23 protein-coding genes are annotated in these 26,415 nt (G+C 49.2%); 20 read left to right on the forward strand and 3 right to left on the reverse strand.

The window, feature by feature from the left end; translation table 11 throughout:
• The first annotated feature begins 119 nt into the window (after positions 1–119).
• Positions 120–1,043, forward strand: a complete 924-nt coding sequence (locus ABEA66_RS14375; protein ID WP_345588252.1) for a tyrosine-type recombinase/integrase — start codon at positions 120–122, stop codon at positions 1,041–1,043.
• 108 nt (positions 1,044–1,151) lie between these two features.
• On the opposite strand, the gene ABEA66_RS14380 is transcribed toward ABEA66_RS14375, so the two are convergent.
• Positions 1,152–2,036, reverse strand: coding sequence for a helix-turn-helix transcriptional regulator (locus ABEA66_RS14380; RefSeq protein WP_345588254.1), 885 nt, complete (start codon positions 2,034–2,036; stop codon positions 1,152–1,154).
• Between the two features lie 158 nt (positions 2,037–2,194).
• Here ABEA66_RS14380 and ABEA66_RS14385 point away from each other — a divergent pair, with 158 nt between their 5' ends.
• The 3 genes from ABEA66_RS14385 to ABEA66_RS14395 all read left to right on the forward strand — a co-directional run bounded on the left by ABEA66_RS14385 (position 2,195) and on the right by ABEA66_RS14395 (position 5,123).
• On the forward strand, positions 2,195–3,538 hold the full coding sequence (locus tag ABEA66_RS14385) for an aminotransferase-like domain-containing protein (protein WP_345588256.1): 1,344 nt from the start codon (positions 2,195–2,197) through the stop codon (positions 3,536–3,538).
• 85 nt (positions 3,539–3,623) lie between these two features.
• Positions 3,624–4,130, forward strand: a complete 507-nt coding sequence (locus ABEA66_RS14390; protein ID WP_345588258.1) for a DinB family protein — start codon at positions 3,624–3,626, stop codon at positions 4,128–4,130.
• 120 nt (positions 4,131–4,250) lie between these two features.
• Positions 4,251–5,123 (forward strand): arylamine N-acetyltransferase family protein, encoded by an 873-nt coding sequence (locus tag ABEA66_RS14395; RefSeq protein WP_345588260.1) that lies wholly within the window; start codon positions 4,251–4,253, stop codon positions 5,121–5,123.
• A gap of 144 nt (positions 5,124–5,267) precedes the next feature.
• On the opposite strand, the gene ABEA66_RS14400 is transcribed toward ABEA66_RS14395, so the two are convergent.
• A complete protein-coding gene (locus tag ABEA66_RS14400; protein WP_345588262.1) occupies positions 5,268–6,314 on the reverse strand; it encodes a glycoside hydrolase family 88/105 protein in 1,047 nt (348 codons plus the stop codon).
• A 312-nt stretch (positions 6,315–6,626) separates the two neighbouring features.
• On the opposite strand from ABEA66_RS14400, the gene ABEA66_RS14405 reads away from it, so the two are divergent.
• The 14 genes from ABEA66_RS14405 to ABEA66_RS14470 all read left to right on the forward strand — a co-directional run bounded on the left by ABEA66_RS14405 (position 6,627) and on the right by ABEA66_RS14470 (position 21,715).
• Positions 6,627–7,925: an ABC transporter substrate-binding protein gene (locus tag ABEA66_RS14405; RefSeq protein ID WP_345588264.1), complete on the forward strand. Its 1,299-nt coding sequence runs from the start codon at positions 6,627–6,629 to the stop codon at positions 7,923–7,925.
• A 190-nt stretch (positions 7,926–8,115) separates the two neighbouring features.
• A complete protein-coding gene (locus ABEA66_RS14410) occupies positions 8,116–8,940 on the forward strand; it encodes an NmrA family NAD(P)-binding protein (RefSeq protein ID WP_345588266.1) in 825 nt (274 codons plus the stop codon).
• A gap of 131 nt (positions 8,941–9,071) precedes the next feature.
• Positions 9,072–9,707 carry a DUF2306 domain-containing protein gene (locus ABEA66_RS14415; RefSeq protein WP_345588268.1) on the forward strand — a complete coding sequence of 212 codons (636 nt, stop codon included), beginning with the start codon at positions 9,072–9,074 and terminating at the stop codon, positions 9,705–9,707.
• A gap of 51 nt (positions 9,708–9,758) precedes the next feature.
• A complete protein-coding gene (locus ABEA66_RS14420; protein ID WP_345588270.1) occupies positions 9,759–10,394 on the forward strand; it encodes an NUDIX domain-containing protein in 636 nt (211 codons plus the stop codon).
• Positions 10,395–10,589: 195 nt separating this feature from the next.
• Positions 10,590–11,447, forward strand: coding sequence for an ankyrin repeat domain-containing protein (locus ABEA66_RS14425; protein WP_345588272.1), 858 nt, complete (start codon positions 10,590–10,592; stop codon positions 11,445–11,447).
• 154 nt (positions 11,448–11,601) lie between these two features.
• The gene (locus tag ABEA66_RS14430) at positions 11,602–12,588 is read left to right on the forward strand and encodes an aldo/keto reductase (protein WP_345588274.1); all 987 of its coding nucleotides are present in this window, start codon (positions 11,602–11,604) and stop codon (positions 12,586–12,588) included.
• A 16-nt stretch (positions 12,589–12,604) separates the two neighbouring features.
• Positions 12,605–13,969, forward strand: coding sequence for an LLM class flavin-dependent oxidoreductase (locus tag ABEA66_RS14435; RefSeq protein WP_345588276.1), 1,365 nt, complete (start codon positions 12,605–12,607; stop codon positions 13,967–13,969).
• A gap of 40 nt (positions 13,970–14,009) precedes the next feature.
• Positions 14,010–14,789, forward strand: a complete 780-nt coding sequence (locus tag ABEA66_RS14440; protein WP_345588278.1) for an ABC transporter permease — start codon at positions 14,010–14,012, stop codon at positions 14,787–14,789.
• 34 nt (positions 14,790–14,823) lie between these two features.
• Positions 14,824–15,831: an ABC transporter substrate-binding protein gene (locus tag ABEA66_RS14445; RefSeq protein ID WP_345588280.1), complete on the forward strand. Its 1,008-nt coding sequence runs from the start codon at positions 14,824–14,826 to the stop codon at positions 15,829–15,831.
• A gap of 21 nt (positions 15,832–15,852) precedes the next feature.
• Complete coding sequence (locus tag ABEA66_RS14450) at positions 15,853–16,626, forward strand: ABC transporter ATP-binding protein (protein WP_345588282.1); 774 nt, start codon at positions 15,853–15,855, stop codon at positions 16,624–16,626.
• A gap of 29 nt (positions 16,627–16,655) precedes the next feature.
• Positions 16,656–17,501 (forward strand): sulfurtransferase, encoded by an 846-nt coding sequence (locus ABEA66_RS14455; protein WP_345588284.1) that lies wholly within the window; start codon positions 16,656–16,658, stop codon positions 17,499–17,501.
• Positions 17,502–17,716: 215 nt separating this feature from the next.
• Positions 17,717–18,124 carry a hypothetical protein gene (locus ABEA66_RS14460; RefSeq protein WP_345588286.1) on the forward strand — a complete coding sequence of 136 codons (408 nt, stop codon included), beginning with the start codon at positions 17,717–17,719 and terminating at the stop codon, positions 18,122–18,124.
• A gap of 198 nt (positions 18,125–18,322) precedes the next feature.
• Positions 18,323–19,522 (forward strand): MFS transporter, encoded by a 1,200-nt coding sequence (locus ABEA66_RS14465; RefSeq protein WP_345588288.1) that lies wholly within the window; start codon positions 18,323–18,325, stop codon positions 19,520–19,522.
• Positions 19,523–20,188: 666 nt separating this feature from the next.
• Positions 20,189–21,715 carry an NAD(P)H-hydrate dehydratase gene (locus ABEA66_RS14470; RefSeq protein WP_345588290.1) on the forward strand — a complete coding sequence of 509 codons (1,527 nt, stop codon included), beginning with the start codon at positions 20,189–20,191 and terminating at the stop codon, positions 21,713–21,715.
• A gap of 24 nt (positions 21,716–21,739) precedes the next feature.
• Here ABEA66_RS14470 and ABEA66_RS14475 read toward each other — a convergent pair whose 3' ends face one another.
• Positions 21,740–22,960, reverse strand: coding sequence for a helix-turn-helix domain-containing protein (locus ABEA66_RS14475; protein ID WP_345588292.1), 1,221 nt, complete (start codon positions 22,958–22,960; stop codon positions 21,740–21,742).
• 127 nt (positions 22,961–23,087) lie between these two features.
• On the opposite strand from ABEA66_RS14475, the gene uidA reads away from it, so the two are divergent.
• Together uidA and ABEA66_RS14485 are read left to right on the forward strand one after the other, a co-directional pair.
• Entirely contained in the window at positions 23,088–24,887 is a 1,800-nt protein-coding gene (gene uidA / locus ABEA66_RS14480; protein ID WP_345588294.1) for a beta-glucuronidase, read from the forward strand.
• Positions 24,888–24,983: 96 nt separating this feature from the next.
• Positions 24,984–26,396 carry an MFS transporter gene (locus ABEA66_RS14485; protein ID WP_345588296.1) on the forward strand — a complete coding sequence of 471 codons (1,413 nt, stop codon included), beginning with the start codon at positions 24,984–24,986 and terminating at the stop codon, positions 26,394–26,396.
• Positions 26,397–26,415 lie beyond the last annotated feature (19 nt).

Raw genomic sequence — 26,415 nt, forward strand, 5'->3', positions numbered from 1 at the left:
AGATTACGGTAAAATTTCAGTTTATATTTACCATAAATGATTTAGGAATGGGAGTAAGTGCAGCTCCCCGCTTGCCCCACATCATGTGCAGTTGAACATAAAGGAAGAAGGGTTTGGGAATGGCTAGAAATTATGACCTGGAAGACTTTTACGCCGAGCCGATTCAAGCATTTGTCATATGGATGAAGCAGGCAGGGTATACGGAAACTACGAGGAAAGAATATTTGCGGGAAGTACTTTCGTTCCTGGAATCTTTGAATGAGCTGCCGGTTCAGAAGGTTGGCAAAATGCAAATACTCGGCTTTCTCGTATCCAAGCAAAATACGGCAGGGGACAAGACTCGTAACCGAACGCTGTCCGCCATAAGGGCATTCTATACCGCATTGATCGATCTGGAGCTGGCAACGCGAAACCCGGCCATGGAGATCAAAAAGTCCAAAACCGAAAAGAACAGGAAGCCAGTCTACCTGGAGGAGAACGACCTGAAACAAACGATGCAATATATTGACGGTCGTTACAAGAATCGGAATATGGCTGTTTTCCTGCTGATGTCTTATTGCGGACTGCGCGTAGGGGAAATTCACAGAATGAACGTAAGCGACTTTAATCCATCCAAGGGGACCCTGGAAGTATTCGGCAAAGGGCGAAAATGGAATGAAATCCCGCTTCCGCCGATGCTTATTCAGTATCTTGCACAGATGGTGCAGGAGCGAATCATCCCGCACAGCTCCAAGGAGGATGCTTTTTTTATCTCCCAAAAGGGAAGAAGGCTATCCATAAGGCAAATTCAAAAGATTGCGTCACAGACCTTTGCGTTGTTAAAAGAAGAGCATCCACATCTGAGTGACCTGAAGCTCTCCTGCCACAAGCTGCGGCATTCCTTTGCCACGATGCTGCTTAGGCATAACGTAGATATTCGGGTTGTGAAAGAGCTTATGGGGCACGCATCTATCGAGACGACCATGATTTACACTCATGTAAACAATGAACAGAAGAAAACGGCCATGTCATCGCTGGAGCTTCCCGAGCTCGTCTTGGCTTAGAATGGAGTAGCCGGGTAAGTGAAATTGGAGAGAGCTGTCCTCAGAGCTGCATTTATCCTAGGTTGAACCATCAGCCTAGGATATTTTTTTTTCATGCGCATCGTTCGTTTATTGATTTCTCACTTTTTTGCGGTAGTCCCTTGGCGTCATTCCTTCCATCATCTTGAAGGTCTGTCCAAAATGAGCCAGAGTATTGAAGCCAACCCGGCTCGCGATCTCGGCGATGGAGTATTCGGTAAGGGCAAGCTCCCGCTTGGATTGGCGTATTCGCGTATAAATCAAATAATCGGATATGGTAATGCCGGTTGTTTCTTTAAACAGGTGACATAAATAGTAAGGGCTTACATAAATCATATCCGCCAGCTGCTTCAGCTTGATAGGCTCATGATACCGTTCGGACAAGTAGCGTATGACCTGCTCCACCCTCGGATTAACCGAGCTTCGGGAGATAGGGGAGGCACCTTGGGACGTTTGATTATGGATCAAGCGGTAAATTTCCAGCAGCAGCTCGTTCAGGCAAATGGAGCAGCTGATTTCGAACATGTCCGGGCGCTGACGCACTTCTTCTTCCATTCGTGTCAGCAGTGCGTTCAATTTTGCCTGCGTTTCTCCAGACACTCGCAGATGCCTGTGAGTCAAGTCCGAGCCGGGGTGAAACAATCGCAAAAATTGGGTCGCCGCCTGAGGTAGAAGCATTTCCGGTAAAAAGTTAACGACGCTGCGCGAGCAGTCTACTCCCATGCTGGGGGCGCTTTTATGGGATTCATATTCGGATATGAGCAGGATATCGCCTCCGACCAGAGGGAAAATACGATCCTCAATAAGAAAATTGCCGGAGCCCTGTTGGAAAAAATAAATTTCATAACCCGGATGCGAATGGAAGTCCATATAAAAGTGCTTGTCGGTAGCACGATGCTTTATAAAAAAAGGGCGCACACGCAGCCGTTCTTCCACTTCATAGATCCGAAGCTTCTCGTCCTGATGATTTGGCATCCCACTTAAAGCCTCCTCTGCAAATTCTCTATCTTATTAACTTACTCCTAGATCGGCATTAGCGCAATAGATTCATATCGAAAATGGGGGATTGCATCGATACAGTTGTCGCAGTTATGTATAATGAAGGGAGATCAGCAGAAGGGAGCGGAGGCCGCATGAAAAAGTATTTGTCGATATTATCCGATATCGAGCAGAAAATAATGGAAGGACAGTACCGCTCGGGGCAAAAGCTGCCTTCCGTTCGCATCGCCGCCAAGCAGTACGGATGCAGTATCAGTACGATCCTGCATGCCTATACGGAGCTGGAAAAACGGCACGCCATTTACTCCGTTTCTCAAAGCGGTTATTACGTCGTAGATAAATCGGGGGATGCAGCCAAGGATAAGAAAGACCGTAAAATCATCGATTTCGCTTCGGTGCTCCCGGATATCAATGTGTTTCCTTACGTGGACTTCCAGCATTGCTTGAACAAAGCGATTGACCAATACAAGCAACATTTGTTCACCTATGGCGATCCGAAGGGTCTGGAGTCACTGCGATACACGCTGGCCTCACATCTTGCAGGTGATCAAGTCATTGCGGATCCCAGGAGAATCATAGTGACTTCGGGGGCGCAGCAGGCGCTGGAAATTTTGGCGAGAATGCCGTTTCCGAACGGAAACTCAGAGATCCTGGTCGAGCAGCCGGGCTACGATATGTATCTGCGTTATCTCGAATACGAAGGTATTCCAGTCAGCGGCATTAGGCGCACGGCGACAGGCATCGATTTGCGGGAGCTGGAGGAAAGGTTTAAAACCGGTAAAATTAAATTTTTTTACACGATGTCCAGATTTCATAATCCGTTGGGAACCTCCTACACCGTAACGGAGAGAAAAGCGATAGCCAATTTGGCGAGCAAATACGACGTGTACATCGTAGAAGATGATTACATGGCCGACTTGGGCATAGAACAGGGCTTCGACCCCATTTATGCGTACAACCGGACGTCGCATGTCGTATATGTGAAAAGCTTTTCGAAGATTATTTTCCCGGGGCTAAGATTGGGCGCAGCAGTGCTGCCGGAGAAGCTGCTTGATACGTATCTTGCTAACAAGAGGTATGCCGATTCCTCGCTCTTATCTCAAGCAGCACTCGAGGTATACATGAAAAACGGCATGTATGAGCGGCATAAACGCAAAATATGCAGTCAATATTCGGCAAGGATCAGTGCTTTGAATGCAGCCGTAGAGCGGTACAATCAAGCGGGCCTCATAGAAACCTCGCACGTCAGCTCAGGCATTTATGTTCAGTTTAAGCTGCCCCAAACGGTTAACCTGGAGCGGTTAATTGCTCGGTTAGATGCAAGACATGTTCATGTCATACCCGGGAAAAAATTTTATTTGACCTCTTACCTGGAGCGGGAAAAGTTTCTTCGGATCAGTATCTCGCAAGCTCATCCCGAGCAAATTGATGAGGGAGTAAGGGCGATCATAGAGGAAGCGGGACGGCCGGTTCATTAAAATAGCAAAGGAAAAGAAATGATAGGGTATGCTGCATGGTAAGCTTAAAAAGGCTGGATGTTAACTTTGAAAGGGGATTCCTTTAGTGAGTAATCAGACATGGATTGAAATTTATAAGGCCGGTTTGCAGAGGTATACCATGGAGCAGCTAAGGCAGATCCCCGCGCCGGGGGTCTGGTCCCTCGGTCAGCTGTATAACCATGTGATTCTCACCGCCCTCGATTATCTTGACAAAGTAGAAATGTGTGCTGCTGCAAGGGAAGAGCAATCACTCGGGAAAACGGAGGGAGGCGAGCATCTGTTCCAGCTTGGCGGATTCCCGCCGGTAAAAATAAAGCTTCCGGATGGGCCAGAGAACTCTCCGAGCAACTCCGACAGCAAAGAAGACCTGATGCAGGGTCTCGATCAAGTGATGAAAAGAATGAAAGAATGGGAAGGGAAAATAAACCAACTGAACCCGAACTGCAAAGTAAAGCATGATGGTTTCGGTTGGCTGAACGCACGGGAATGTTTTGCGCTTGTCGACATGCATTTCCGCCATCACCTGCGGCAGAAGAAGGAATTGGAACGAGAACTGGGGATAAGCGAATAAAAGTGTACCGGTACAGTTGTGTTGCTTACGTATTGCCGAATCCTCTCTGCATCTCTACAATGAGACTACATGGCCGCCAGCACTTTGGGGGCAATTAGTAAAATCCGAGGTGATCCCCTGATGTATCGCATGACAAGAGAGGAAATAAAAGCATATTTGAACAGGATCGGAATTAAGGAGATACAGCCGCCTACTAAGGAATATTTGTTTGCACTGCATCAAGCTCATGTGAATGCTCTTTCATGGCAGACCGTGGATATATTTGCAGGTAAACCGGCAGCGATAGGGTTCGAACAATCCGTCCGGCTTGTACTGAATGACAAGAGCGGATACTGCTTTCATCTGAACGGCGCATTCAGTTCGCTGCTTCATTCTTTAGGCTATAAGGTCCATTTGCACCGCGCCGGCGTACAGCCGTTGGGAGAGCAGCCGAGAGTGAATTCGTTTCATTTGAGTCTGAGCGTTGACCTTGTGAATGAAGCGGAAACGGAGGAGCGATGGATTGTTGACGTGGGGCTGGGTGATATGCCGTATGAGCCTATTCCGCTTCGTTACGGCATGTATGAGCAGGGGCCATTGAGCTATAAAGTCGTTCAATCCGGCGCTGTGCCTCAGGGTTGGCGTCTCGTGCACGATCCGTTGGCTTCTTTTGCAGGGGTAGACATTGATGCTGCCGTCCTGGGAAGCTTGGAGGAGTTTATGCCGAAGCATGAATTCTACAGCCGCTCTCCGGAATCACCATGGGCACGTATCTTTCTGGTTAGGCAGAGAAATGCAAGTCAGAGTAACGAGCTGCGGGGCTGCGTCTGGAGCAAGAGAGACAAGAACGGTTTAGCTAAGGTCGAGGTGGCAAGTAAGTCGGAGTGGCTGGACCTTCTGAACGATGTCTTCGGGGAACGTCTTGCCGGTTACAGCGCCTTGGAGAAGGATGACTTATGGAAAAGGGTGGAAGCCGCCCACGTCGAGTGGAAAGCTACCAAGGCACTGAGTTAGGCCTTTATGGGTCCGGATAAGCCAGCAACAGTTTTGCCGCATGTATAAAGGAAACGGTCTGATCGCAAATAAACAGTCAGGCCTTTTTTGCCGTTTTCCTTCACAAGAGCAGACTTGCTAGACAATTAGCCGGCCCTCATGAACCTATATATATTCTGCCAAGAGCATCAATGCCAAGCCTTGACCGTACAGCGTGTCTTTGAATGGAATCCGATTATAATCCTCAACGCTATCCTTCACTGGGGTCCCACCCGATACTCCGGCAACTCTGCCTTCTTCATCAATCTTGTCAACGATTGCCGAGGCCGTGCGGTCGGCGGCTTCAAGAAACTTCTTGTCCAGAAGGCCGCACTCGATAGCTCGAATAATTCCTGCCGCTATGCCGGCACTCCCCGATGTCTCTTCATAGAAAACAGGCCGATCCAGGACGGTGTGCCATAATCCGCCCGCGTTCTGGTAACCGATCAATCCGTTCATCAGGCGAACATACCGGTCATGTAATCCGGGAGGAATGTCCACGAGATGGATGATGCTTTGCAGAATGCAAGGCAAGCCAAGAGCCACCCAGGCATTCGCCCGTGTCCAACGGGCTGCAGACATGTGGCTGCGCTCCCCGCAGTTCCAGCCGTGAAAGAGTACGCCGGTCGTATCGTCCTGAAGCAATCGAAGGTGCAATTCCAACTGGAGCAGCGCTTCCTGTGCAATTTCCTTCGAATTCAGCATTTTCGCTGCCTCAGCCATGAAGTATACGGCCATATAGACCGTGTCCGCCCAAACTTGCTCCGGAAACAACGCATTTTCAGTGACGGTATGCTCCAGCGCTCCTTCGCGGGTTCGAGGCGCTTCATGAAGAAGCCAGCAGGCCGCCGCTCGAACGTCCTCCTTGTAGCTTTCCTTTGGATTCAAATTATACAAGGCCGGTAAAATGGTATAGGGGGCAGTGGAATTCACGGTTCGGTGGAGCCGTGATTTATCGCCATTACGAATTGCCCAGTCCGTCAAATAGCGGAGCAGTTCGTTGTGCCCGGTTTTCTCGTAATATCGCAGAATCGATATGACCCCGACTCCGGGAATCCAATCCCACAGATCCATCTTCATGCGTGTATCCGCTGATTTACCGGAAATCATAAACGCATAGACGGAAGCGGCTTTAGTTAGGGCCAAATCAGATGAAATAGCATAATTTCGCAAATACAGTCCCTCCAAATGATAAAGGATTCATTTCTCCTTCATTATATATAATAGACTGCCTGCATACTTTCACCATGTTGTTTGAATTTATAGAAATATTGCGCTGTCGCGTTCCGGTATTCATAGAACTAGTATAGGGGATAAAGCCTATAACGGATATAACAGCTTGCTAGTTGCTATTGAAGATAGCAATATTCCTATAATTCATCGCAAGATGAATGAAGATTCCCCGGATTGCCTTTGCTATAATAAAGTCATAGAAATTAAAGCGCTTACAGAGAGTCTATCGCAAATTAAGGGGGAACCATTTGTATGAAAAAGAAATTATCGGTTATTGCCGCTTCGTTAGCCGCATTATGCGCACTATCAGCTTGCTCAGGAGGGAAGGGCTCACAGGAGAATGCCGGTACGGGTTCGCCGCAGGCAGAGTCCAAACCGGTTACCATCAAAATATACCAGTGGGTCGCCGTATCGGATGAACAATGGCAGCAGCTTTTCGTAGAACCTGTGAAAAAGAAATATCCTCACATCACCTTAGAGCAAGTAGTGAGAGGCAAGGGAACCAACCCGGATGAATTGGTTGCTTCAGGTGAATTTCCGGACATTTTCACCATTACGAACGATATTCGAACCTATGCGAACCTTGGTCTAACCCAGGACATGAGCCCATTAATGAAAAAGGAAAATATGGATATAAGCAAATTTGATCCGGCCTTTACTGAGAGAAGCAAGGCGGATGGCCAGCTTGTTGCGTTTCCTTTTTACAGCAGTCCTACCGCTTTATATTATAATAAAGATATCTTTGATAAATTTGCCGTCCCTTATCCGAAGGACGGGATGTACTGGGAGGATATTATCAATCTTGCCAAGCAGGTCTCGAAGATGGATGCCGGCTTTCAATATAAAGGGATGCATCCGCAAAGCATATTTGCTATGAAGGGCGGGCTGCCGATTGATCTGCTGGATGCCAAGACCGACGCGCCGACCATCAACAACGATCAATGGAAGCAGATGTTGACCCTATATTCGAATCTGGTGATGATTCCGGGCAACGAGCCTAAGGGCGGAGCTTTTGCAGATGTAGTGAACGCCTTTGTCAAGGATAAAAACACGGCAATGGTCATTTCCAATATGATGCCGTCCCTTCAGGAGGCTTCCAAGAACGGGTTGAACTGGGACATGGTGCAGCTTCCAAGCTACAAAGGCTACGACGGCCTTAAGGGATTGGGAGATACGATGTATGTAGGGATTAACAAGGTCAGCAAGTATCAGGAAGATGCCATGAAGGTCCTTTCTGTCCTCACATCAGAGGAAGTACAGTCGACGATGGCCAAGAAATACGGGTATTATCCGGTGTTATCGAGTAAAGCAGTTAAAGATTCATTCGGTACCGAAATGGAATTCCTGAAAGGGAAAAATGTCCAGGCTATCTACAAAGGACAGATCGCTCCGTATATGCCGAGCTCGACGTATTCCAGCCATGCGGATGTTCGTAAAATATTTAACGCGAAAGTAGCGGACGTTGTGGCAGGCAAAAAAGATGTGAACACCGCACTGCGTGAAGCAGACGAGGAGATTACCAAGATCATGCCGCAAATCAAACAAAAATAGGGATTACGAATACAAGGATTCAGCCTTAGGGGCTGGATCTTTTTTTCTATACGCTTCTCAAATAAGGATGATATTTTATCCCTATACTGATTTTTTCCTTAAGCATCCTGGTAAGAGTTATGTTATATTTTGGATAAACGAAAGCAGGTAGGGTTCCTATAACCGCAGTTGAGGAAAGGATGACAGGTTCATGTCCATTGTGATTACCGGAGCGAATGGCCAATTGGGAAGTCTGGTTATCCAAGAGCTGTTACAAAGAATCGATGCAAAACAAATCATTGCTTGTATAAGGGACGCCGAGCGTGGAAAATCACTGGAGAAGCTCGGTATAGAGTTACGATACTGCGACTACGACCGCCCGGAATCGCTGCCGGCTGCCTTGAGAGGAGCGAAGCAGCTATTATTCATTTCCAGCTCACACCAAGACGATGCCGTACGGTTGCTCCAGCATGAGCGGGTAATTGAAGCTGCCAAGCAAGCGCAGGTTCAGCATATTGCTTATACCAGCTTTGCCTATGCGGAACAAGGCTCGATTTCGCTGACACAACTGCATGTGAACACGGAGCGGGCTATTGCTGCATCAGGCATCCCTTATACGATTTTTCGCAATGCGCTGTATACGGATATTGTCAAAGCCTTCGGCCTAGATGCGGCCATTGCTTCAGGAGAGCTGGTTGTGCCTCCCGGCGAGTGGACATTCAATACAGTAACCAGAGAGGATCTTGCTGCCGCCATAGCAGCGGTTCTTTGCGAACCTCTAAATCAAGGGAGAAGCTATGAGCTTACGGCTTCACAATCGTGGACCATGGAGGATCTGTCGGCAGCAATATCCGAGCTTGCAGGGAAAACCATATCGGTCCGCAGGGACGCGCAGATGAAGCACTGGGTCTTCGGATTTCTAAGCCAAATCAATACAGTCTCCACTTCTGTCGATTTGCAAACCATTCTGGGAAGACCTGCCACATCACTAAAGGAGACCCTGCGCCAATTCGTGGAGGATACTAAAGGGATCTAGCATTACTTCAGCAAATGTCAGAAAGAAGTCATCCCTGCCAGCACATCCTGTCCAGCAGTTCTGATACAATAAGAATCAAAATGCGGCATCAGCGACATTGGAGCGTTGTGGTAGAAGAGGGGAATTTAGGTATGTTCAGCGGCAGGCGTTGGTATGGACTCGTGGTACTCATCATGGTCATTGATCTCATTTATGTGATATATATGAATTATATCCATGATCCGTTTGCAGCTGAATTTCTGAAGCATAAGATTGGTTTGAAAAAAGAGGTTCAGCTTCCGCTATGGCTTCATGTGATGTATATCCATATAGGCTTTGCTTGTCTGGCAATGATAACGGGCGCCCTTAACTTCTCGCAAAGGTTGTTGAGCCGGCATCGCCGATTCCATCGCATCAATGGATACGTGTACCTGGTTTCCATTTTACTCGTCGACCTGACCTCAGGGTATATGGCACCTTATGCAACAGGCGGCAGGATGAATAGCATAGCATTCAACCTGTTAAATCTGCTGTGGCCGATTTTTACTGTCGGGGCCATAGTGCACATCAAAAAGAAACGGCTTATCAAGCATCGGGAATGGATGATGAGGAGCTATGCGCTTTGCTTCACCAATTTTCTGACTCACCTTATTACGGCTGTAATATCACGTGGATTCGGATGGACTTATCCAGCTAGCTATTCGATAGGGGTATACGGAGCTGTCATTCTGCTGCTGTTAACCCCGGAGCTCCTTATTCGACGACAGCGAAAACATCGTGAACCATAAGACACTGCCGCCTTTAGGGTTAGTACACGAAGGGACGGAGGGATCGGGCCTATGCAACAAGCGAACAATGTTCTAGGCAAAGTGACCTGCTTTATAACAAGGGAGCGGAATGGCGAAGCCGAGCTGCTCCTTTTCCGGCATCCGAATGCTGGCATTCAATTGCCTGCGGGAACTGTCGAATTCGATGAAGAGTTTAAGGATGCGGCTCTGCGCGAAGCCTTAGAAGAGACCGGGTTAGAGGAGTTCGGTTCATGTGAATACATCGGAGAACAGAAGCTTCGGCTTCCAGGTGACAAATATGCAACCTTTCATAACGCCAAGGTTTACTCAAGACCGGACTTTATGAGCTCCCATTGGGCCGAGATAAGAAGAGGCATTCAGGTGGATTACGTTCGCGAACAGGGGGAATTCGTCCAGATATCTTACATAGAAGAGGACCAGTATCCGGATCCGAACTATATTTCCTATCAAATTACGGGATGGGTGGACCGTAAGGATCTGGCATGTGAGGTATTGCGGAGGTTTTATCATTTGCGCAGCAATTGCACCAGGGATGAATGGGAGATGGAAGCAGATCATCATGTATTCCGTTTGTTCTGGGCTCCGATGAGCAGATTGCCCGACATTGTAGCGCCGCAGCAGCGGTGGGTTCATTATGTAACCGAGGAGCTGCGCTATTCGTTCTAGAGGATAAGGGGCCCCCCGCGAAATGCCTGAATCCGCTTCGGAGCTATGGCTTTGTTTTGTAGGGGGGGATGAATCAGGAAATTTTCACCGAAATTTAAATCCGAGTAAAACAATCCGAAAAAAAGGATAGCTTTTTCACAATACCTATGTTATTGTAGTTTTGTAATTCCTATTACAACTTTACAGGAGCTGTACATGCCAAAGAAAAAAAATAGCGTTGTGCTTTCCATCCGCTTAGATGAGCAGGCTATCCAGGCTGTCGATCTACTCGTTGAATCCGGACTGGAAACCAATCGTTCAAGAGCGGTCTCGCATCTTGTATCCAAGGGCATTCAAGCCTCGGAAGAGCTGCTCAAGAAGGCTCAGGTTCTTGCGGATCATGTACATCAGCTTAGAAACGAGATGCTTGAGGCTGTCACGCATAATAATTTGAAGAAGGTGACAGAGCTTATCGGGAAAGATTCCTCCCTAGTCAATGCAAGCAACAGCAAGGGAGAGACAGCCGTGCTTATCGCAACCTACATGCGTGCTAACGACATTAAGGAGCTGCTAATCAATCATGGTGCCGAGCTGAATATTTTTGAGGCGGCGGCAGTCGGTAACACGACACGAGTGAAGAAGCTGCTGCAGCAAGCTCCGGAGTTGATTTCGGCCTACGGGCCGGACGGGTTTCAGCCGCTTTCGATGGCGGCGCATTTTGGCAATACCGAGACTGTGAAGCTGCTGCTTGATCTCGGGGCGGATGTAAACGCAAGAAGCAAGGACGGCAGCCTGAACAATATGGCGATCCATGCAGCAATCATGGGGAATTATGAGCATATTATCCAAATGCTGATCCAGTATGGCGCAGATGTTCATGCCAAATGTGAAGGCAGCTTGCGTTCAGGTTACACGGTGCTGCATGTTGCTGCTTATTTCGGACGTGATTGTCTTGTTAAGCTGTTTTTGGAGTATGGGGTTGACCCGACAGTGAAGAATGCGGATGGCGAGACAGCACATCAAATCGCAGTACATAAAGGGCATCTGCTCACCGCAGCGCTCTTGGGGCCGTAAGGGTCAAGCAAGTAAGCCAGAGAACTTTTTGTCATTAATCCCACTTATATGATGGGAATAATGTAGATTGTATCTACCGGACAGCCGGAGAGACACTTGTTGGTTCAGTGTGTCTTTCTGGCTGTTTTTTATTTTGGGAATGGGGGAGTATTCGATGCAGTACAGGAAATTAGGACGAACCGGTTTGAAGATTTCCGAGATCAGTCTCGGAACTATGGCCTTCGGCAGGTGGATCGATGAGAGGTCCTCGGCTGCCGTGCTGGATCAGGCGCTGGATGCAGGAATCAATGTCATTGACACGGCAGATGTTTATGGAAGAGGAATGGACCTGGGAGACCCGAGCTTGTCGGGAGAATCGGAGGCGATTCTTGGCAATCTTTTGAAAGGACGGCGTCACGATACGATCTTGGCGACCAAGGTAAAGGCGCCCGTAGGGAAGGGGATCAATGATTCCGGGCTTAGCCGGTACCATATTTATAGAGCGTTGGAGAACAGCTTGCGCAGGCTCCAAACCGATTATATCGATCTATATCAGGTGCATGGGTTCGATCCGGAAACCCCATTGGAAGAAACTCTTGGAGCGCTGGATGATCTGGTTAAGGAGGGGAAGATACGGTACATCGGCTGCTCCAACTTTGCAGCTTGGCAGTTGGCCAAGGCTCATGGCATCAGCGCGCTCCATAAGTGGAACCGCTTCGAGAGCATCCAGCCCGAATACAGCTTGATCACGAGGGACATTGAGCAGGAGCTCGTACCGTATGTCCAGTCGGACAACGTCGGAGTTATCGTGTACAGTCCGCTTGGTCGCGGGATCTTGACCGGCAAATACCGCAAGGGCGAAGAGCCTGCGGCCGGAAGCCGATTGGCGGCGGGAGAGAAGAGATTGGAGCTTCTGCTCAGCCACAATCCCGCATATGAGCTGGTAGAAGAGATTCGGCCATTAGCGGAAGCCAGAGGATGGACCTTGGCGCAATTTGCCCTATCCTGGGTACTCAGCCATTCCTATATCACCTCCGCTATTCTGGGTGCCTCCAAGCCGGAGCATATTACGGACGCGATCAAATATGCCGACCAGAGACTGACGCGGGAAGAATTGGATCATATTGACGAGATTTCTCGCAAATTAAAACACATTCGATAAAAAGGGGATGTCATCCATGACACAGCAAACGAATCGCAAGCTTCATTTGGGTTTATTTCTTTTTTCAACAGGCTATCATCCGGCCGGTTGGCGGCTGCCTGAGGCGGTTGCGGATGGTGCCTTCGATCCTAAGTTTTTGCAATATGTCGCCAAGCGGTTGGAGGAAGCGAAGTTCGACTTTTTCTTCCTGGGAGATGCTCTTGCCACTAGCGCCGATATGCAGTATCAATTCCCGTCCCAGATGGTTCGGATGGAGCCCTTCACGATGATCGCCCATTTGACTGCAGTGACGGAAAAAATCGGTTTGATCGTAACGGCGAATACGACCTATGCGGAGCCTTACCACATTGCCCGGCAAACCGCTTCACTGGATCATCTGAGCGGAGGCCGTGTCGCCTGGAATGTTGTGACGGGCGCTGATGTCAGAGCAGCGTTGAACTTCAGCAGAGACAAGCACTGGGATAATGCCAAACGGTATGACTACGCGGACGAATTCGTTCAGCTTGTCAAGGATTTATGGGATACCTGGGAAGATGATGCGTTCGTAAGAAACAAGGAAACCGGCGTTTATGTCGATGAGAGTAAGGTCCATGCGCTTCATCATAAAGGCGAACATTTCTCTGTGGCGGGTCCTCTGAATGTTGCGCGGCCTCCGCAAGGGCAAATTCCACTGCTGTCTGCAGGAACCTCGGAGAGAAGCCAGGAGCTGGGAGCACGCTTCTCCAACGTTATCTTTACCGGGCAAATCTTGATCGAAGAAGCGCGTAAATTTTATGCAAGCGTCAAAAGCAAGCTAGCCAAGTACGGTCGTTCGAAGGATGAGCTGTTCATCATGCCTGGACTCGTTCCGTTGGTAGGGCGCACCAAGGAAGAGGCGCATGCCAAATATCGCGAGCTCAGCTCCTTGATTGTCACTGACTTTAATCTATCTGCATTGTCTGCCCGAATCGGAATTGATTTAACAGGCTACCCGTTAGATGGACCGCTGCCCGATCTGTCGCTTTCCACTTTAAACGACAACAGTGCCGAGCAGCTCGTCCGACTAGCGCAAAATGCAGCCGGCCACGACGATATCACGTTGAGAGAGCTGTTCTACTACTTTGCTGCCGTAGTCAGAGGGCATCTGCTTATCGTCGGAAGTCCGGAGGAAATTGCGGATGAGATCGAACGCTGGTTCGTGAACGAAGCTGCGGACGGCTTCAACCTATGCTCTCCTTACATGCCTGGGGGATTGGATTTGTTCATCGACCTCGTCGTTCCGGAGCTTCAAAAACGCGGTTTATTCCGTACGGAATACGAAGGAAGCACGTTCCGGGAGCATTTCGGCCTTCCGCGTCCCGAGAACCGTCTGGCGAAGAAAGATGCCGTCCTGAAAAAGTAATTTGCACACAACAGAGCAGCTGAGGAAGCGAGGGAAACGTATGGGCGGCAGCAAATCCATTTTGGCTAACTGGCGGATTATCATCGCTCAGATCCTATTTTTACTGCTGGGGCTTGGTCTTATCGAGTATATCGTACGGGCGGAAATCGTCGGACCTCTGTATTTATCCAAGCCTACACAGGTAATCGACGAAATCATTGGCTTGTTTACGAACGGCATTATTTTTCATCACTTATTCGTTACGCTCGGGGAGTTTGCGGCAGGCTATGTGCTCTCCGCTGCGGCGGGGATAGGAACGGGCTTGTTCCTGGTGCTGGTCCCAAGGGCGGAATCGTTCTTTCGCCCGTTCCTGTCCGCACTGCTGGCGGTCCCGAAGGTGACCATCATTCCGCTCTTGATGCTGTGGCTTGGCATCGGGTTATCACATAAGGTTGCCATTGTGTTCCTGTTCTGCTTCTTTACCATCGCCTTTAATACAATTACAGGAATCAAGCAGACGGCGGACAATCATTTGAAGGTGGCGAAGGTCTTTGAGGCTACCAAATTCCAGACGATTACAAAGGTGATACTGCCCTCTGCAGCATCAACGATATTCGTCTCGTTACGAGTATCGGCTGCTACCGGTCTGGTAGGGGCATTATTCGGCGAAATGATCGCATCCAAGGATGGCCTTGGCAACCTGCTGGTTCAAGCGACGTCCACATACGATACGGCCAAAGCATTCGCGATCATTACCGTCGTCACGATCGTATCGGTACTAATTATTGCAATCATTGATCTGCTGGAAAAAAGAGTCGTGCTGAAATGGAAATCTTACTAAAATGGTTGGCATTCACATAGAGGGAGAGAGAAGAATGAAAAAAACATCATGGCGGGGAGTAGGAATTCTGACAATAGCAATGGTGATGGTGCTTACCGCCTGCTCCACTGGCTCCAAAGGCGGACAGGAATCCAAGAGCTCTGCAACATCGTCTTCCGAAGGAGCGCAGCAGCTTCAAAAAGTTCGCTATGCGGCGTTCAATGGCGTTAGCGGCCTGGCCGTCAATTTCGGCGCCGAGAAAGGATTTTTCAAGGAAGAAGGACTGGATGTCGAGTTCGTAACGACACAAAATCCGATTGAAAGCTTGACCAGCAAAGATGTGGATATTGCAGACGTTGCAACCACAACGGCGATCATTGCTGCGGGAAAAGGAGCTCCGATCAAAATCGTGTCCTCCATGTTCCGTACGAAAGGGCCGTTTTATCTGGTAGCTGCGCCCGGTATCAATAGTGTAGAAGAATTGAAGGGGAAAAAAGTCGGAGCAGCCGCCTTTGGCAGCGGATTGGACGTCTATACTCAAGTCATTCTTAAAAAGCATGGCTTAAGTAAAACGGATGTAACCTACTTGGCTAATGGTGCGAACGAGGCGGCTTATGCCAGTCTTACTTCAGGGCAAGTCGATGCAACCATTATTCATGAGCCATTTGCTTCCCTTGTCGAAGTAAACGGAAAAGGAAAGATATTAGCGAAGGGGTGGGATTATCTGCCTACCTTCCACACCGGGGTTCTGGCTTCGAGCAACGAGGTGATAGCCAAGAAGCCTGAGCTGATCGAGAAGCTGCTTCGAGCCTATTTCAAATCGCAGGAATATGCTAAGAGTCATCCGGATGAGTACAAGACTTATTTCTTATCCAAGATCAAGATAGATCCGGCAGCAGTAGACAAAGCCTTCGAGCGGGAAAAAGTTTTGTGGGAAAATAACCCTGACGTCGATAAAAAGGCGCTGCAGGATACACAGCAGGTTCAACTGGAGCTCGGGCTGCAGGACAAAATTTATGATGTAGACAAAATCATTGATTTGCGGTTCATCCCCAAGAAGTAACTAGAAAGACGAGGTGTGAGTATGGCCGGGTTTACGCTTCAAGCGGTTTCCAAAAGATACGGTGGCTCGAGTCCCACCCTGACCCTATCGGACATTAATCTTACCATTAGGGATGGAGAATTTATCAGCATTCTCGGCCCGAGCGGCTGCGGGAAGAGCACTCTGCTTGAGATATTAGCCGGTCTTCAGCTTCCCACATCAGGGGAAGTGCTGCTGGATGGCAAGAAGCTGCGCGGACCCGGGATCGAGCGAGGTGTTGTATTCCAGGACCCGTCCCTATATCCTTGGAGAACGATCTTCCAGAATGTCGGAATCGGGCTGGAGCTTCGCAAAATACCCAAATCGGAAAGAAAGGACATCGTCCAATACTATTTGAACATGGTCGGTCTGCAGGGCTTTGAGCATAAATATCCCCATCAATTGTCCGGGGGGATGAAGCAGAGAGCGGGTATAGCCCGTGCTCTGGCGAACAGCCCGGAAGTACTGCTGATGGATGAGCCGTTCGGCGCCGTTGACCATTTGACCCGGCTGCAGCTGCAGGACGATCTGTTGCATATTTGGGAAAAAGAGAAAAAAACGGTGTGCTTTGTTACGCATGATGTATCCGAGGCAGTATTTTTGGGGGATTTGGTTGTTCTCTTATCTCCAAGACCTGGCAAAATACAGAAAATATTTGACATCCCTTATCCGAGACCCCGAAAACGGGACGACGTGCAGCTGCTGAAGGTCCAAAATGATATTTATGCGGCAATCCATCAAGTAAAAACGCAGGAAGATCTCGAATTTGTAATATAAACCAAATTGTTGAAGGGAGTACTGATCCCATGTCTAACTCAGCAATAGTTGGAATTGAATGGCTGCAGATTCGTCTCAAAGAAGGAAATGTCGTCATTGCGGATGTGCGCTTTAACCCCAAAGAAGCGCTGTATGGCAAACAAGCTTATGAGGCCGGACATCTGCCGGGGGCTGTGTTCATCGACTTTAAAGCGGATCTGACGGACCCTGCAGGCGAGCATGGGGGGCGGAGCCCGCTTCCGTCACCTGAACGGCTTGCCAAGCACTTTGGCTCTCTAGGGATCGATACCTCCACTACGGTAGTCGTTTACGAGGATGTGAACGGGCCGGCGGCTTCACGCTTATGGTGGGTACTCCAATATATTGGAGTCGAGGATGTGCGTATATTAGACGGGGGCTTCCAAGCATGGGCGGAGGCCGGACTACCCGTCAGTACAGAGAAACCGCTGTCTGAGGCACGCGTGTTGATCCCGGCCGTTAAGGAAGATTGGATCGTAGATGTCCATACTGTGAAGGCGGTTGTCCAAGGGGAAAAGAACGGCAGGCTGATCGACTCTCGGGACCGGAACCAGTACCTGGGTATAGAATCGCCGTTCGACCCGGTAGCGGGTCATATTCCAGGAGCGTTGAATTACTTTTGGAAGGATGGGCTTGAAGCAAGGGGGACCTGGAAATCGTCTGAAGAACTGGAGCAGCGATTCAGCGAGCTGTCCAAGGAGGAAGAACTCATCGTCTATTGCGGTTCCGGTATATCGGCAACGCCGAATGTGTTGGCATTGAAGGAGGCCGGGTTCAAGAACGTCCGGCTGTATCCGGGCAGCTGGTCGGATTGGATCAGTTATAAAGACAATCCTATTGCAACAGGAGACGAATAACTTTACTTTATAAGAGAGAAGCTGCGGTTAGCTGCCTGCGAGGCAGTGGCTGCGGCTTTTTTAACATTAGCGGGTTGAGTTCGCTTCAGAGCTAAAGTTTCACTTTATGGGGTTATTTTGCCTATCAGCGGTAAGCCTGTCCTGGTTCCAACCTTACCGGTATTATAGTATGATAGAAAGCAAAGTTTACTTTCATAAAGATAGGGGAAACGTAAATGAATAAATTCAATACCTTTGAGGATGCGGAGAGTTTGGCTGGCAAAGGCATTAGTGCCATTATGGACGGCTCCCTGGTATCCGATGAAGCCAAGCTGTTCATGAGCCCGGAGGATACGATAACGAACCAGGCCCGTATTCGGATTTATACAGAGGATGGGCGCGGCCATTCCGACCACTATGTTCTGGAGTGCAGGTCCCGTGCAGGAACTACTGGAACTTATCTTTTATGCATTTTGATAGGAAACGGTACTAGCTTCATGAACTATTCTGCAGATGACATGCTTTCCTTCCGTGACGAGTGCGACGCGAACGATATTGTATTTCAACGGGACCAGCCGGTGCTCTGTTATTCTTACCGGGGCATCGCAGTTGTCGGCCAAGAGACTGTGGCTGCAGCATTTTGAATAAACTACAATCCTCCATAACATTATGGGGGATATTTTTATTCCCGGCTATTCGATCTAGGTTGGTGAAAGCTATGTTTTTCATATTTTTCATATGGGCGATTCCATGATAGAATACTTCTTGCTGACTATGGGACGGGGAGAGGGGCTTCCTGGTCGATCGGTCGTTCAGCTGTACTAAAAAAAGGAGAATACATCATGCTTGCCAAATCATCGTTTCCTTTGCTTCTGTTAAATATGTTTCTTGCCATGCTTAGTACGGGAATCGTGATCCCGATCCTTCCCGAGCTGCTCAATGAATTCGGGGCTGGTGGACAAGCGGCAGGATATCTGGTTTCGTGCTTCGGATTAACCCAGTTTATTTTCTCGCCGATTGCAGGCGACCTGTCGGATAAATACGGGCGCAAGCCTATGATCCTTATCGGTCTGTTCTTATTCGCATTATCGAACCTGATTGCGGCTGTTGCCGGGGATTTATCGCTGCTTTTCCTTTCCCGTTTAATCGGAGGAATTGGCTCTGCGGCGTTGGTGCCTTCCATAATGGCGTATGTAGCGGATATTACGACGAATGATCAGCGGGGCAAAGCGATGTCGTTGCTAGGAACGGCCATGACCTCAGGCTTCATTATCGGGCCGGGAGCCGGCGGCTTGCTTGCGGAGCTTGGTATCCGATTCCCATTCTATGCATCTGTAGGGATAGGCCTTCTTGCGATGCTGTGCAGCCTGAAGCTGCTCCCGGAACCCACTACCGCAGATCAGAGACTCATGCAGAGGGAGTCCAAAAACAAGAAGGAGAACATCCTCCGCCAGATCATCCTGTCGGTAAGATCCAAGTACTTTATTCTGCTGCTCATGGTATTCGCGCTGACCTTCGGACTCATGCATTTCGAAGCGATTTTTCCGCTGTTTGTCGTACAAAGCTATGGATTTGACACGCGCGATATAGCGGTCCTGCTTACGGTATGCTCCCTGATTGCTACAGTCAATCAGCTTGTATTGACAGGGAAGCTTACTCGATGGATGGGGGAGAAGAAAGTGATCAGCTCCATGCTCGTCTTATGCGCCGTATCGCTTGTGTGCCTGCTGTTGTCGGGGAACTTTATTTATGTGATGTTCATGACGATGCTATTCTTTACCTTCAACAATATTTTGCGCCCGACTCTCAACACCTTGTTGTCCAAGGAAGCGGGGGATGAGCAAGGGTTCGTGGCCGGCCTAAACAATGCTTATATGAGTCTCGGCAACATATTCGGTCCGGGTCTCGCGGGAATCTTATTCGATATCCACATAAACCTCCCGTATTTGTTCGGTGCTTGTGTGCTGGTGGTCAGCAGTATTATAGCGGCGACGCAAATTGGGAAGAAGAGAGCGGCTGTAAGAAACCAATCTATTGTTTAACTAGGATTCGAAGTTTATCAAAGGAAGGAGCTTGCCTTTTGGCGAGCTCTTTAATGTTTCAACACGCATGGGTCGGTGAGACATGAGGCGGTAGTCAGTTATGGTCTACTATTTTATTTCAGGTTCACAAAATTCAAAATATGTTTACATAATATATTCTATGTTATCTTATCAATAAAAGTATACATATTAAATGTTATGTAAACAAATTTCTTGCCGTTTAACAATGATCATGCTCATGGCATAATTACGTTTGGAAATCGTATAATAAAGTCTATCAATCGCTAGCAGATGACAACCACTTGTCGAAGCAATTTTTCAGAAGGAACGGATGCCGGATCCAAGTGAATCTCTCATTTGCCCTGGGAGCTATATATAATGTCATGGGGATTCTGATTAGGGCTCCCTTATTTTTTTGTACCAAATATGGAATACAATCTTTATCTCCAATTATTTGACCAAAAATTGGGGGCCGTTTTCACTAATTTTTGCCTTGTTCCTCCCGTTGGTGCTGCTGTTTGTATCTTTAGCCAGAAAAGGCTCGAGTGAGAGTGGGTCTTAAACGAAGCTTTACAAGGGGCCGCGGCCGCTTCTACAATTGAAGTAGGATGATCCTGCGAGAGCATCTTAATGGCCGAACTTTCGTTCTTAAGGGGTGAAGAGCTCATGTTTGTTGTGACAAACCAGGAAATGCGTACAATAGATGCCTATGCTATTGAAACTGTCGGGATACCGGCGATGGTCTTAATGGAAAATGCAGGGAGGGCTGTCGCCGAAGAAGTGACCGCTTATTCCGGCGGAAAGCTTCGCAGATGGGCAATACTTGTTGGAAAAGGCAACAATGGCGGTGACGGGGTCGTAGCGGCAAGACATTTGATCGAAGCGGGTATGGACCCGACCGTCATTTACATAGAAGATCCTGCGGGCTGGAAGGGGGAGAGTGCCGTTCAGAGCGCCATAGCCGCCCGATTTGGAGTACCGTCGCAAATTTATCAAAGCGGAAGTATCGATTGGCGTGATTATGACGGAATCGTGGATGCTCTCCTCGGAACCGGAAGCCGCGGAAAGCCAAGGGAATCCTATGCTCAATTGATATTGGAGGCAAATGCCTCCGGTCTGCCTATCATCGCCGTCGATATTCCAAGCGGATTGGATGCCGATACGGGTGAGGTACACGATCCTTGCATTGAAGCGGAAAGAACGGTTGCTCTGGCGTTCACCAAGAGAGGCTTGGAGCAATACCCTGGCGCCGGGCAAGCCGGGGAAGTCGTAGTTCGCCCTATTGGAATAGTAAGCGAATGGGCGGCTCTGCATGGTATCCGGACTTACCTGACGAATGAGGCCATGTTTAAGAACCGTTTCGGCTTCCGGGCTGGCAATGTAACTCGTCCGCAGGATTCCAATAAAGGGACCTACGGTCATGTTCTGGTTGCGGCCGGAAGCCGGCAGATGAGCGGCGCCGGTCATCTATGTTCAAGAGCTGCGTTGCGCAGCGGCTGCGGATTGGTGACATGGGCGCTTCCGGAGTCGGTGCAGCCGTCCATGATGGGAACCATACCGGAAATCATGCTTATGGGATTGAAGGATTCGGGCCTGGGCGATTGGTCTTCTATTCCCGCTTCGTCGGTCATCGAATTAGCCGACAAGAAGCGTTCGATAGTGATCGGACCGGGGATGGGGCGATGGGAGGGGGACAGCCAATGGCTACGTGAAATCTGGGGAACGTCAGACTGCCCGCTTGTATTGGATGCCGATGCGCTGAATATGCTTGCGGATGCGGATTTGGACCAATGGCCGAGCCGCAGATCGCCGGTCATCCTTACCCCACACCCTGGGGAGATGGCCAGAATGACCGGGCTCAGCATCCGGGACGTGCAGCGTGACCGGATCGAACTGGCCAGAAGCTATGCCGCACGGCATGGGGTTATTCTGGTATTGAAAGGCGCGCGGACCGTCATAGCGGAGCCGGACGGTGCCGTTACGATCAATACGACAGGCAATCCCAAAATGGCGGTCGGCGGAGCCGGAGACGTCCTTGCGGGTCTCATCGCCAGCCTGATTGCTCAAGGCTTTTCTGCCAAGCTGGCGGCTGTTTATGGCGTATATCTGCATGGGGAAGCCGGCGATCGTGCAGCAGCAGCAAGGGCTTTCTCCCGGTCGATTACGGCAGGGGATATCATCGATGAGCTGTAAAGTGCATTCGATGGACGTGAAGAATCACTTCTCGGTGCGATATTGCGATGGACTCATTCCTTCAAGCTTTTTGAATATTCGGGTAAAATAACCCGAATCCTCGTAGCCGACATAACCGGCAATCCATCCAACGGAAACGTGCTCCGATTTAAGCAATAGCTTGGCCTCCTCCATTCGCCGCTTTTGCTGAAAGTCCGTTAGGGTTAGCCCGGTTTCCTTTTTGAATTGTCTGGAGAGATGAGCGGGATGGACCTCGCATAATGCCGCCAGCTCGCGCATGTTTAAGGGCTGATTAAACCGGGTCGCGATATGCTCGGCCGCTTTTTGCACGGCGGGAGAATACCCTGCGATGGAACGCCGCCTCACCAGCTCGCAGTACTCCCCCGCCATGGTGCTCCATAACGCACTGAGCGAATCGATCGTATCCAATCGTTCGATTTGCTTGGAGAATTTCTCCGAAATCCGATGCAGAAATATAGGCTGCACATGACCGCGTTCCGCGGCAATCCTAAGCAGCGTGTTCAGTACGACCATGGCGTTTTTCAATGCCCGAACCGGCTGGTTCGGAAATCTCTCGGAAAAATCGAACAGATTGTTAACCTGCTTCGTGATTCGCTTGAGCTCCGATTGGTCCCCTTTCTCTACCGCCCTCATCATCTCTTTCTCTATCTGATACCTCAGCTCTATGAGTTCGACAAAGGAGTCATCAGACTGGCGCTTCAACAGCTCTGCCTGGGACAGTCTCGGTGATCCATTCTCTATATTCGTCGCATTCACAATCCGCAGCGGAGTTTGCCGGATGGAGCCAACTTGATCCAGTACATTCGCAATACTTTGAACCCGTGAGCTGCTGATCAGCTTCAAGCTGCGGTAATAAGCCTCCAGTTCTATCTGCTGTTGCGCGCCCAGCTTGAATCCATGGTCATGCCGGTTGGTACCGGGCACTTGCTCCAGGAAGGGGCCAATGACGATCGTCTTTGGGTCCTGCTCAGGAAGCTGTATATGCTTTGCCAAATAGGACAGGCTCATTTCATCGGTAAATAAACAGCATTCTCCATAAGATCGGCTTGCTTCAGCGATTAAGTACGGATACAAGCTCTGCTGCATGCCGCGCATAAAGTCCGGCATCGGATCCCGCTCGTGAGCCAAATAGAGGGAGCCATTGCTGTTCAGTACACTCGTATTGATGTCTGTGGAATGAAATAAGGTCAGAGTGGCAACCGTCAAATTCAGTTGGAGGCTCATGTACAATCATCCTTTTAGATATGTTATTGGAATCCTATATATGCAATTATAGTCCTAACGAGCGGCGTTAGAAAGCAGTATAATAACCCATACAGAATGACATTCATGATAAAAAGGAGCTAAAACTATGTTATATCCGATCATAACGGAATCGCGGGCTATCTTAGACCTGAATGGGATTTGGGGCTTTAAGCTGGATTCTGGTAAGGGCTTTCAAAAGAAATGGTATGAACAACCTCTAACGAATACCATCAGCATGTCAGTTCCGTCATCGTATAATGATTTGGGCGTTACCGCGGACATCCGCAATCATGTTGGCTGGGTATGGTATGAGAGAACGTTTACCGTTCCTAGGCAGCTCTTAACCGAAAGGATTGTGCTCCGATTCGGCTCGGCGACCCACACGGCCAAAGTTTATGTGAATGGCGTGCTGGTAACGGAGCATCAGGGAGGGTTCATGCCTTTTGAAACCGTTATCAATATGCATCTGCAGGGAGGAGCTAACCGTTTGACGGTCGCGGTGAACAATATAGTGGATGAAACCACACTGCCCGTAGGACTTTATAGTGATCAGGAGATTCCTGAAGTAGGCAGAGTGGTACGCAACCAGCCGAATTTCGATTTCTTCAATTATGCCGGCCTTCATCGTCCGGTCAAAATCTATACGACGCCTCATTCGTATGTCAAGGATGTAACGATTGTTACAGAGACGGAGGGGACCGATGGGATCGTTCATTATAAAGTGGATACCTCGGCTAAAGGGCAGGTGAAGGTGAGCGTTCTTGACGAGCAGAGCCGTCTGGTGGCAGAAGGGAATTCCGGGCAAGGCGTTCTTCGCCTTAGTAATGTGAAGCTATGGGAGCCCTTGGCTCCGTACCTGTACCAAATGAAGATCGAGCTGATCGAAAATGGGCAAACGATAGATGTATACGAACAGCCTTTCGGCGTACGAACCGTGGAAGTCAAGGACGGGAGGTTTCTTATCAACCAAAAACCGTTTTACTTCAAGGGCTTCGGGAAGCATGAGGACACGGCGATTCATGGAAGAGGAATCAACGAAGCGGCGAATGTTATGGATTTCCGCTTGATGAAATGGATCGGCGCCAATTCGTTCCGAACGGCTCATTACCCGTACTCGGAGGAAATGATGCGGCTCGCGGATAAGGAAGGGATCGTCGTGATCGATGAAACTCCCGCTGTCGGATTACATTTGAACTTCATGGCGATTTTCGGAAGCGGCGCAAAACGAAAAACATGGGAGGAGCTGAAGACAGCGGAGCATCATCGGCAGGTGATTCGCGAGCTGATTGCCCGAGATAAAAACCATCCCTGCGTCGTCATGTGGTCTATTGCCAATGAGCCTGCTTCCGAAGAAGAAGGAGCTTATGAATATTTTAAGCCCCTGGTTGAGCTGGCCAAGCAATTGGACCCTCAGCATAGACCGGTTACCATCGTGACCCATCTGATGTCTACGCCGGAAACCTGCAAGGTAGCCGAGCTCGTCGACGTATTGGCTTTGAACCGATACTATGGCTGGTATGTTCAGGGCGGAGATTGGGAGATGGCGAAGCACAAGCTCCGTGAGGAATTCCATGGCTGGGGCCGCCGCTGTCCAGGGAAACCGATCATCATGACGGAATACGGTGCGGATACCATTGCCGGGCTGCACGATGTGGACCCCGTCATGTTTACCGAAGAATTCCAGGTGGAATATTTGAAGGCTAACCACGAGGTTTTCGATGAATTCGGCAGCTTCGTTGGCGAGCAGGTGTGGAACTTTGCTGATTTTCAAACGAGCCAAGGCATCATTCGTGTACAGGGAAATAAAAAAGGCATCTTTACGAGGGACCGAAAGCCGAAATACGCGGCTCACGAGCTGCGCAAGCGCTGGCACGCGATACCTCACTTCGGATACAAGAACGAATAGGAACAAGGAGAAAAGAGGTTAGAGGGCGGGGCATTTCCTACGGTTCGTCCGCTAACCTGATTCTCTCCAGAACCATGCCAGATGGAGGCTGTGAATATGAATAGGATGATAGAAACCGTAAATCGTTCTGATCTTATGCCCACTAATCAGATGCGAAAATTTGGTATAAGAGATAAGATAGGGTATATGTTCGGCGATATCGGCAATGATTTGTTTTTTGGCTTGATCAGCGGGTACCTTATGCTGTTCTATACCGACGTGTACGGCCTCTCGGCGGGGGCTGCAGGAATGATCCTGTTGGTGGCCCGGGTACTCGATGCGCTTTTTGACGTTGCTTGGGGTACGTATGTTGATTCCAAGCCGGCAGGAAAGAGAGGAAAATTCCGTCCCTATTTGTTATATTGCGCATTACCGGTAACCTTGCTCGGCGTATTGACCTTTACCCATATCCCGGTATCGTCGGATTCGTTGTTGAAGGTATTGGTAGCCGCTGCACCTTACATTTTGTGGGGGCTGGCTTATTCGACCATCAACATTCCCTATGGTTCATTGGCATCCGTCATGACATCAGATCCGATTGAGAGAACAGGGCTGTCCACCTTCCGCACCCTTGGAGCTTTGTTAGCCAATGTGTTCATCATGGCGGCGGCACCATCGATCGTATTTGGAGCAGGCAAGACGCCAACGGCTTCCGGCTTCTTCCTTGTAGCTGTCATTTGCGCTGTTCTCGCCATCGGATTTTATTTGGGAGCATACGATTTCACGACGGAGCGAATTAAAGCAGCACAACCTGTTCAGGAAAAGGTCCAGCTCATTCGAACAATCAAGGGCTTGCTTCACAACCGCCCCTTGTTAAGGTTAATGCTGGCTTCCTTCGGAATGCTAGCTTCCATGCTTGTGAGTCAAGCGATAACGCCGTATTTGTTTAAGGATTATTTCCATAGCCCGGGCTTAATCTCCGCTTCAGGTCTAATTGGATTCGGAGCCAGCTTCGTCGCCATGCCGGTCATATCTCCCTTGGTGAAAAGGCTTGGGAAGAAGGAAACCGCGTCGGTCGGGCTGGCGATTACATTCATTGTAAGCGCTCTAATGTACGTGATGCCTATTACTAATGCTTATATGTATATGGCTTTAAACTGCATTTCCAACTTCGGCCTGGCCTTTATGAATATATTAATATGGGCGATGGTAGCCGATTGCATCGACTATCAGGAGAAGCTTACCGGCAAAAGGGAAGAAGGTACGGTTTATTCTATCTATTCTCTGGTACGCAAGATCGGGCAGGCCGTCGCGGGGGGAATCGGGGGCCTGGCGCTCGTGCTCGTAGGCTATAATTCGGGAGTGCAGACACAAACCGCAGAGGTCGCTATGGGAATCAAGAATATGATCACCCTCATCCCCGCAGCTGGCGCTTTGATCGCTTTCGTTGCCATGGTATGGGTCTACAATTTAACGAAGGAGAAGCTCGTCCTATTGAATGATGAGTTGACACAAGTACGCATGAAGTAAAGGATTTCATTGATGAGAA

It is taken from the genome of Paenibacillus vulneris (genome assembly GCF_039543185.1).
GTDB lineage: Bacteria > Bacillota > Bacilli > Paenibacillales > NBRC-103111 > Paenibacillus_S > Paenibacillus_S vulneris.